The organism is Chloroflexus sp., from assembly GCF_034434295.1.
Lineage (GTDB): Bacteria > Chloroflexota > Chloroflexia > Chloroflexales > Chloroflexaceae > Chloroflexus.
This window is the reverse complement of the sequence record NZ_DAOTZQ010000140.1, coordinates 1-9,594: the sequence shown is the minus strand read 5'-3', so window position 1 is coordinate 9,594 and position 9,594 is coordinate 1. Positions and strand designations below refer to the sequence as shown.

Sequence of the window (9,594 nt, the reverse complement as noted above, 5' to 3'; positions counted from 1 at the left end):
CCACCACCTCATTAACACCCGCTCGTAGTACCTGACCGGCAATATCGGAAGCTTTCTCCCCTCACCCCGATGCCGCCTCTGTGGAAACTGCGGTAGTCCCCTGGGTTGCCAGTGCCGCAGCGATCCGTTCCCCTGCCCGTACACCGCTGGCCCAGGTTTTGGGCACCCCAACACCATCACGGTAGCTACCGGCAAACTGGATGGTCGGCAGGCGCTGTTCGAGTTGTGCAAGGGTGGCAATGCGTTCGCGGTGCCCAAAGGTGTACTGGGCAATGGCGGTTCGCCAGCGGGTAACATGGGTGAAGACTGGTTGCCCTCTGATCCCCAGGAGCTGGTGATGATCGTGAATGGCCGCTTCAATCAGCGTTTCCTCACTCCGTTCGGCCAGTTCAGGCCGGATAGCACCACCACTAAGGGTCGTGGTGAGGATGTGATCGCGAGGAGCGACGTGCGGGAAGATGCTTGATGTCCAGAGAATGCCGAGGAACTGACGCTGTTCGCTTGAGGGGGCCAGAACACCAAAGCCGCTCAATTCCCGACTGGTTTGGTCACGACGGAAGCCGAGATGTACCACCGCTACCGGCGCATACGGAATACCGCGGAGGGCATTAGCCGCTCTTTGGTCAACCGACTCAATGAGATCAGCCGCAGTAAAAGCTGGGGTGGCAATAATGACACTGCGACTGATGAGTGTTTCCGGGCCGTTTACCCCATCAACCGTCACTTCCCACCAGGAGTCGCGTTGTTGGAGCTTGACCACACGCCGTTCCGTCCAGACATTGCTGGCGCCCAGGGCTTGCGCCAGAGCACGTGGCCATTCGGCAAGGCCACCGCGGAAGGACAAGGTGCGGCTGCGCATCTTTGCCTCACTCACCTGAGTCTTCGGTTTAGGTTTGCTCAGCATACCGCGCACGATGCTGCCACTGCGCTGGGCCGCTTCCCACAGTGATGGAAAGACTGCCGCCGTCGAGAGCCGTTGCGGATCGCCCGCGTAGACTCCGGCAACGAATGGATCAAGGAGATGGGCGGTAGCCTCTGCTCCAATCCGGCGGGTGAAGAAGGTAGCAACGCTTTCATCGGGATCGGTCGATCCGCGGTTGATGAACGGTTCGGCCAGCACCCGCAATTTCCCCCGCCACGAGAGTAAGCGTGTGGTGATCAGCCCAACTGGTGAGGTTGGGATTTCAACCGGTGTACCATTAATCAGGATGAACCGCCGTTTGCTGCATGGTGCTGCCGGTGTGATCCGTTCGCGCAGACCCAAATCGATCAGTTCCTGCCACAATCGTGCATCGCCGGTACCCACCGTGTTTGGCCCACAATCGAGGATGTAGCCTTCTGGTGTGGTGATGGTCTGGATCACACCACCGACACGATTGGTCGACTCAATGGCCAGAACCCGATAACCACGCTTATGGAGCGTGTAGGCCGCAGCTAAACCGGCAATACCACCGCCAATTACGACACTGTCGTATCCCGCCATCATGTGCGTTTCTCCTCATACTGTGCTCGAGAAGACCGGCCGTTCTGTTGCCTGCTGGAGATATCGATCAAGTTCCATCGCCAGATTCCGGATAAAGAAGCGCCCACGCTTGGTGATACGTAATCGCTGTGGTTCGATGGCTACCAGGTCGTCGGTAGCGTAGGCAGCAATCCGTTCAATCTCAGGTGCCAGGACATCGCCTAACCGGTCGCCGTAGGGTGGAAGCGCTAGATCGAACGGTACTTCGAGGTTGCACATCAGATGCATAATCGCGTGCCGACGCATCAAATCGTCGTCACTCAAGCGCATACCGCGGGTGATCGGTAGCTGTCCCTCATCAATAGCCCGCTGATAGCGTCCCAAACCGGCATCATTCTGCACATAGCGCCCGGCCAGGTCGCCGATTGCACTCATCCCGAACCCGATCTGGTGTGGTGCCGGTAAGACGGTGTAGCCCATAAAATTGCGTTGTAACCGACGTTCACGGGCAGCAACAGCTAATTCATCACTTGCCAGCGCAAAGTGATCCATCCCGATCCACTCATAGCTAGCGGCGGTCAGGGTGTCAATCGCCTGGCGAAAGAGCTGAAACTTCTCGTAGCCGGTTGGCAACTGTCGGGCATCGACACGCTTCTGGTTGGGTCTGGCCTGGGGTAAGTGGGCGTAACTGAAGCAGGCAATGCGATCAGGGCGCAGATCAATCATCGCCTGCAATGTCGCCGCAAAGCTGGTTGGTGTCTGATACGGCAGACCGTAGACAAGATCAATGTTGATGCTGCAAAAGCCGGCGTCGTGCGCTGCCTTGACAACGGTTTCAGTCTGGTGGAGAGGTTGGATGCGGCCAATGGCGATCTGGACTGCGGGCGCAATGTCTTGCACGCCAAAGCTGATGCGGTTGAACCCCAGTTCGCGGAAGAGAAAAATCTGTTCACGGCTACCGATCCGTGGATCGACTTCGAGAGCGACTTCTGCTGCCGGATCGAGTGCGAATGCTGTGCGCAGCATCCCCATTAACCGTCGGCTCTGCGCTTCACTGAGAAAGTTAGGCGTACCTCCGCCCCAATGGAGTTGTACCACCCTGCGCTTGCTGCCTAATACTGCGATAACCATGCTCAGTTCACGTTCGATCCGGTCGAGATAGTGATCAACAACGTCAGGCCGTCGGGTTGAGGTGGCATTGCAACCGCAGTAGGCGCAGCGTTCGGCACAAAATGGCAGATGAACGTAAACGCTGAGCGAGTCGCTCGTTGTAGCAACGTCGGATAACGCGGCCAGGTAATCGTCGGCGGTAAAATTGGTGCTCCAATGGGGAACGGTTGGATAACTCGTGTAGCGTGGGCCGGGTCGGTTGTAGCGATCAATGGTTTCGCGGGTGATCTCAACACTCATAACAGCCCCTTGTGATAATTCGTTGTAGTACTGTTTTCAAACTACAGCAATAAACGAAAATACCTCTTTCGCACTTTTTCTTTCAGGCCCGTGATGGTTTTCATTTTAGCATGATAGTCAATATTTTGAATATTCAGGCAAAATACCTCTCAACAGGAGACTCGCTGTTTCTGGTCACAGGAATGAGTAAAAACCTTGTTCCTTCTCTGCGAAATTGGTTGCGAAAGTGCAACCATCATCACCAATTTTTCCTGGATGATGGGCGAATCTAATCGCTCTGGTCATTATGTTCGTTAGGCGGCTCTTTCCGTCCATTCACGGTGCAATTGTGCGCCGGCATGAAAACCTTTCCCGCTCAGTGAGGTGCGTGTGCGTGGTTTGGCAGCGGCCGGGCTGTCACATGTACCGTGCGCGCTGCCGGGTGCGTATCGTACGCTTAACCCTGCTTGCCGGGCAACACTCACCGTTGGATGTCATCCCTGGTATTAGAACTTAATTTCATAAAAGCTGTGCTGTCGTGTTCACCAACCATTGTACAGGCGCATGAACGCTTGCCAATCACCAACGACAGCCTATCTTGATCCTGGCCCGTTGGCAGAGATCAGCTTCGGTCGTGCCGGCATACGCTGGATGGGTTGCTTTGCTCCCCTGTCATACCCGTGTCGCACTGGAGTGCGGCAGCCATGCTGCCGCAGCAACCGTACTCACTATCCGGCGCGTGGCAAGCCGTTGATCCGGCTGGTCACGCAGATGCCGGGTGTGCTCGTCACGATTATATAGTTCGGTCTGGAATGAATGGGATAATTCCTGGCAGACGCTTTTGAAATAGGTTCTATCATCGGATTTCCCACCTGATCAAATTGAGATAGGGTTATCTTCGTCTCTCGCTTCTCATGCTATACTGTGATGCCGCATTTGGGCGGCACATCAAAGTGATGGTGAGTTTCATGAAACGTTCTCAACGACGACCAATTCGGCTGAGCGCGTTGCGCTGTGTTGCGTATGAAGTAGCGCTCAATGGCTGGCGTATTTTGCGCCGTACTGTTAACGATTTCAGCCTCTGGCGATTGATCGAATACCCCTGGGCAACCAAAGCTCTCGATGTCCGTCGTGGTGATCTGGTGGTCGATATTGGTTCGGGTACGTCATCGTTTCCCCATATGCTGGCCAAAGAGGGTGTAGACGTAGTGGTGCTTGAACTTGATCCCGACCGGGTGCGCTGGCAAAAGGAGAAACGGGCAGCGACGGCCCGCCCCGGTGATGGCCGGTTTTTTCCGCTGGTTGCCAGTGCCACAGCGATGCCACTGCGCACTGATTCGGTTGCCCGCATTGCTGCGGTCTCTACCCTTGAACATATCCCGGACGATGAGGCGGTCGGGCGCGAGATCGGTCGCGTGTTAGCACCCGATGGCATTGCTGTTATTACCATTCCGTATACCAGCGGCGAGCGTACCGGCTTCTTCGAGGGCATCCGGCGTTTCAAGCGAGTAGCCCGTAACGCTTTTGTCCAGGAAGGTAAGGCTGGTTCCTTTTTCCGCTTCTACAACGAGGCGGATATTCACCGGGTATATGTGCAGCCGGCCGGTTTGCAGATCAGCCCTCTGCGTGGTTTTGGCCGTTCAATTCTCAATTGGCGCTACCACGAAACCCGGCTGACCCGTTTCTGGCGTACCTTCATTCTGAAGGATTTGCTCCTGGCCTGGATCGTCCATCCGCTGGAAGAACGTTTTGATCGCAGCGATCCTCTCTACGTGATGTTTACGCTGCGAAAACCCTCCTCAACCTCCCGCGAACAGTCGGGAACAAAATGACTCCCGCCAGCGTCTTCATCATGGTAAGATGGGTTTGGAAGTGACATCGGCTTATGCGCATTCTCTATATCTTACCGCGCTATGATAGTGCGGCGATGGGTAACCGTATTCACACAGAGCTCATACACGCCTGGCGTGATTTAGGGATTGTCGCTGAAGTGCTCAGTCTGGCTGCCAATCAGGCGCAACCCATCCGCACGGTTGAAGATGATATTGTTGTGCATCGCCTGCCTTCACGCGGCACGTTTGTGACCCAGGTAGCCAATTGGGTGGTAAATCCACTCTTCTCCTATCCGTATTTGGTAAGTGCGATCGTCGGCTTGCGCCGGTTTCTGGCAACGACACCACCATTTGATCTGTGTCACATCGAAACAGCGTTTCCGCTTGGGGTTGCCGCGCTGTTTGCTGGCAGGCATGCTCCACCGTTAGCTGTGACCTTGCCCGGTGCTGATGTGATGGCCGAACCAGAGTACGACTATGGCTATGCCCGGTTTCGGGCAGTGCGCGCCTTGCTACCGTTGGTGTTTCGGCGTGCTCTGGTGATTCGCGCCGACTCGCCGCAGATTCGCGAGCTGGCAATTGCCCGGGGTGCCCCTGCATCAAAAGTCACGGCAATCCCGTACAACATCACCGAAGACAGTTTTCCACCTGCTGATATGCCGTTGAGTGAGATGCGTGCACGCAGTCGCGCAATCATCGCGACTCGTCACGGCCTTGATCCAGAACGTCCGATCATTATCAGTCTCAATCGTCTCCACCCATTCAAAGGGATTGCGTATCTGGTTGAGGCAGTACCGACAATCCGTGCTGCCGGTCTGGCACCGCAGGTTGTGATTGTCGGACCAAATCGCTCAACGCCACGCTTCGGCGATTACGGAGAATTTCTCCGTCGCCGGGCGCAAGCATTGGAAGTAGCGACTGATGTCATCTTTACCAGCGCTATTCCCCACCACGATGCCCGCACCTATCTGGCCGGTGCTGATGTCGCTGTCGTTCCCTCGGTCGCCGAGTCGTTTAGTCGGGTGGTGATTGAAGCCTGTGCTGTTGGAACGCCGCCGGTGGTAACCCGCACCACTGGCGCCAGTGCGTATGTGGCGGCAGCGCAGGCCGGCATTGTGGTAGAGCCACGTTCTGGGCTGGCCATTGGTGAGGCAATTGTTACGTTGTTAAGAGATCGGGCGGTATGGCAGGCGTATAGCGCACGTGCCGCAGCACTGGCACCACAGTTTTCTTCACTGCGGATCGCTACCGAACTGACCGATCTCTATCGGAATGCCTTACGTGGTAAGGCGTTACCTGAAACGGTTGCTACTGGCCGCTAAGGTGCGGGTTTTGCCATCCGTCATTGAGGAGGATTTTTCATGGCACAAAGAAACCGTCTACTCTCGTTGCTGGCAGTGGCCGCGTCGTTGATCGCGGTGAGTGCTGCCCTGTTCGTTGCCTTTCGTCCTGGTCAGGCCGAGGAGGGTGGGCCGATTTTACAATATCCCCCTGAACCACCGGCCCCGACTATCGGTCCGAATCCCACAGTGCCGGCTGTTCTGGCCACCGGTCCGCAGTTCGTCGCCGATTTTGCGACCGCTGATAGTCTCGCCGCCTGGCAATCCGTCGCCCTCGATTTTGTTTTGCCCGAAGATAGCCCTAACTGGGTTATTGACAACGGACGTCTGCGTCAGGATTTCGCCGGTGAACTGCGCAACAGCTCGCTGGCTCAGGTCGCGTTGCTGGCCGAGCCTGTAGTGAGCGACGGTGTCGTGCGGGTCAGTTTTTACGACGAATTTAATGGCGTAGCCGGTATCATTGCCCGCTATCAGGGTGAGGTTGGTTACGAGGCAAACTATTACCGGGTACGCCTGCTGAAGCGTGAGTACGAAGCAACACCCAAATACGTGCTGGAGAAGGTAGTCGATGGGGTTGCCACACCGCTGGCAACAGTAGAGGGGCCGGGTTTTGCGCCCCGCCAGTGGCATGTGATCGAGCTGGAGCTGCGCGGCGGAATGTTACAGGTTCGTCTCGATGGCAAGCTCCTGATGGAGGCAACTGATGGACAGCCGTTGCCGGCCGGGCAGGCTGGTGTGTATACCCGTGCCATCGGTGGTATGCTGTTTGATGACGTTATCATCGCCCCGTAAGTAGCACATACTGAGGAGTAGACCCATGTCGATACTCGTTCGCACCTTGCTCGTGCCGTTCTGTTTATTGGCGTTCCTCGCCGCTACATTACTGCCAGCAACGCCATCAGCCGCCCAAAGTGGGGCACGGTTGTTAGTCGAAACCGTTCTTCCCAACAGTTCAAATCTCAAGCTGCCACAGGTTGCAACCTACGGTGATCAGGTTCATATCATAGGCATTGCGGAATCAAGTGGTGCTTCCGAAGGCAAAGCCCGCGTCTGGTCGAAGACCGAGGCTGCACTGGCCTTCCCAACCCCGTATACGTTAGGAACCACGTCACGCACGACACTTAATGCCGAGTATATCAACAGCGCCATTGCCACCTCACTGGCTGGTGATGTGTTGACCCTCTGGATCGATCAGGCGGCAAAGGTTATTCGGTTTCGGAAACGTGATGTTGTCGGTAACTGGGGACCAATCACTGAAGTGACGCGCAATGTCGCTTTTCCGGTGCGTCCAGCCCTGACCATGGTGAACGGTGGAAGCCAGAATGGTCGCATCATTGCAGTCTGGCGTGATGATTTTACTGGTAGTGATGCCTCAATCTACTACACCTTCTCAGATACCGGTGGCGCTTCATGGGCGCCAGTAACCCGTGCTTTTGGTGTGGAAGCGTATCGGGCAGTGGTGCAGCTTGCTTCAGGTACGAATGGCGAGGTTGCCCTGACGTTTACCCGTGATACACCGCGTCCTCTTCACGTGATGGTGTCAATCTGGCAGGGGAATGGTTTCAGTGTGCCGGTTGATGTCAACCTTGGCGATCCTGCCCCTTATGCCGATAGCAGTGTCGCCGTTCACAATGGCACCATCTATGTCGGCTACCGCCACGCCGATAGCGGTATCTTCTATGCCGAGAAAAATATCAATGACCTGTTTGATAATCAACCCTGGCCCACTGCACGTTTGACAGGCGAGAAAGGCGATGGTCAGGTCTCGGTGAGTACCGATTTCTATGGCAATTTACATATCTCCTTCATCAGGACGCCGGGTAGTCGCAGCCAGAATCGATTGAACTATGCTGTACGTCTGGCCAATGGCACCTTTCTAGGCCCGATTGAGTCTGTAACCTCTGGCCCGCTGTTTAACGCCTGGGGTGTCAGCAGCGCCAGTAATGGCTTCTACATGCATGTAGCTCACGAGTTCTTCAATGGTGATACTCCATTTCTCCGCTACGCTCTTTTCCAGGCCCCTGGCTCGCCATTTGGCTCGGATCCACTCATTGAAGGTGGAGCAACGCGGGTTGGGGGAGACGGCCGCACGTCGGTGAACGTAACCTTCCCCGGTTTAGGTACAACGCCACAAAATGTCAGTGTGCGCTGGCGGTGGGGAGTGCCTCCAACTGATATTGAGAACGACTCAGGTGGTTGGGTGTTGCTGAGCGAAAACGCAACTGCCAGCACCGAATTGACGGTGCCGATCCCCGCTGCGTTTCTCAATGTCAATGAGTGTACACCGCGCACGTTGTACACCCAGTTGCGACGGAATGGTGCCGCTTCGGTCATTGATACAACCGAACGCAAGGCGAGTGTGATCATTGATACCAGCGTCGTTGCGACCGCCAGCGTAGCTAATCCGTTGTTGTACGATTCGTCGAGCTGGTATGCCAGTAACTATCGAGTTTACGATCTTGATCCTGGTAGTACACCAGTGCCCCAGGTACTGCTTTCAGTAGCGGATGGCGGCGATTGTTCACAAATCAGTCGGGTGCGCGTTGCCGGTAGTGTGGCCGCACTTGCGGTGACCAGTGATCTGAATGTTAATGGCACATTGAATGCGATTATTCCCCTGCCTGGCACAACCTTCTCGCCACCGTCACCGGATGGTAATTACCCGGTTGTGATACGAATTTACGACCAGTTGGGTAATTCGCAAACGATTACCCGTACCATTCGACTTGATCAGACACCGCCGCAGATGTCGCTGAGCGGAAGTGAGATCATTACTGCAACTGATTCGCCAATCGGTGATATTCTCCAGGACTTGACGTTTGATCTCTCAACGGCAACGATCACCGAAGCGAACGGTATTCAGGGCGTCTTGATTGCCGTCAGCCCGAGCGCAGTGTCTAATCCGACCACTGCGTCGACCCTGCAATGGATTGAGGCTCCGGTTGACTTCAACGGTGGTCAGTTCACCGTACCAAACTGGAGTATGGCGAATGCCCCTGGTGTAACGATGGCGACAACAAGTGCCTCTGAGCAAACCTTCTATCTCTACATTCGCCTGATCGATCGTGCTGGTAATATTGGCGATGCGGTGGTAGAGACGACGGCAACCAGTACGCTCTCGCCTGTCCGAACCTATGTAACATTAGTAACGCGCTAGGGTTTGTGCGTAGGAGGTAGGAGATAGGAAGTAGAAAATAGAAGATGGTGGTGGTATCGCGCGCTTGTACCACCATCACCGTTCGGGGCGGCTACCAGGGTCGCCCCGCTGTACTAGAACTTATTTCATAAAAGCTGTTCCGTCGTGCTCCCAGACCGTCGCACAGGCGCATGCACGCTTGCCTATTGCCAACGCCAGCATATCCTACTCCCAGGTTGCTGGCATGACGGCGAGGAGAGCTACGACTATCTTCGGTAGCATCACGCGCTGGATTAGATATCTTGCCCGCTCGTCATGCGCGTGTCGCAGCGTGTGGCGTGCGGCAGCCATGCTGCCGCAGCAGCCGTGCTCACGATCCGGCGTGTGTCACCCTGTTGACCATGCTGGTCACAAGGGGGCGGTGTGTGATCGTCA

General features: G+C 55.7%; 6 protein-coding genes. 4 read left to right on the top strand and 2 right to left on the bottom strand.

Features of this window, described 5'->3' with window-relative positions; translation table 11 throughout:
• Nucleotides 1-61 precede the first annotated feature (61 nt).
• Both hemG and hemN read right to left on the bottom strand, forming a co-directional pair.
• A complete protein-coding gene (gene hemG, locus VAE57_RS18160; RefSeq protein ID WP_322823237.1) occupies nt 62-1,486 on the bottom strand; it encodes a protoporphyrinogen oxidase in 1,425 nt (474 codons plus the stop codon).
• Nucleotides 1,487-1,498: 12 nt separating this feature from the next.
• Nucleotides 1,499-2,872, bottom strand: a complete 1,374-nt coding sequence (hemN, locus tag VAE57_RS18155; RefSeq protein ID WP_322823236.1) for an oxygen-independent coproporphyrinogen III oxidase — start codon at nt 2,870-2,872, stop codon at nt 1,499-1,501.
• Between the two features lie 947 nt (nt 2,873-3,819).
• On the opposite strand from hemN, the gene VAE57_RS18150 reads away from it, so the two are divergent.
• From VAE57_RS18150 to VAE57_RS18135, 4 genes are read left to right on the top strand one after another with little or no spacing between them, the layout of a single operon-like run.
• Nucleotides 3,820-4,683, top strand: coding sequence for a class I SAM-dependent methyltransferase (locus VAE57_RS18150; RefSeq protein ID WP_322823235.1), 864 nt, complete (start codon nt 3,820-3,822; stop codon nt 4,681-4,683).
• Between the two features lie 53 nt (nt 4,684-4,736).
• On the top strand, nt 4,737-6,005 hold the full coding sequence (locus tag VAE57_RS18145) for a glycosyltransferase family 4 protein (RefSeq protein ID WP_322823234.1): 1,269 nt from the start codon (nt 4,737-4,739) through the stop codon (nt 6,003-6,005).
• 39 nt (nt 6,006-6,044) lie between these two features.
• A complete protein-coding gene (locus tag VAE57_RS18140; protein WP_322823233.1) occupies nt 6,045-6,815 on the top strand; it encodes a hypothetical protein in 771 nt (256 codons plus the stop codon).
• Between the two features lie 25 nt (nt 6,816-6,840).
• Entirely contained in the window at nt 6,841-9,180 is a 2,340-nt protein-coding gene (locus VAE57_RS18135) for an exo-alpha-sialidase (protein WP_322823232.1), read from the top strand.
• The last annotated feature ends 414 nt before the right edge of the window (nt 9,181-9,594 follow it).

Coding starts and splice junctions, on each gene's coding strand:
- VAE57_RS18135 (WP_322823232.1), top strand. CDS start 6,841: ATGTCGATACTCGTTCGCACCTTGCTCGTGCCGTTCTGTTTATTGGCG.
- VAE57_RS18145 (WP_322823234.1), top strand. CDS start 4,737: ATGCGCATTCTCTATATCTTACCGCGCTATGATAGTGCGGCGATGGGT.
- hemN (WP_322823236.1), bottom strand. CDS start 2,872: ATGAGTGTTGAGATCACCCGCGAAACCATTGATCGCTACAACCGACCC.
- VAE57_RS18150 (WP_322823235.1), top strand. CDS start 3,820: ATGAAACGTTCTCAACGACGACCAATTCGGCTGAGCGCGTTGCGCTGT.
- hemG (WP_322823237.1), bottom strand. CDS start 1,486: ATGATGGCGGGATACGACAGTGTCGTAATTGGCGGTGGTATTGCCGGT.
- VAE57_RS18140 (WP_322823233.1), top strand. CDS start 6,045: ATGGCACAAAGAAACCGTCTACTCTCGTTGCTGGCAGTGGCCGCGTCG.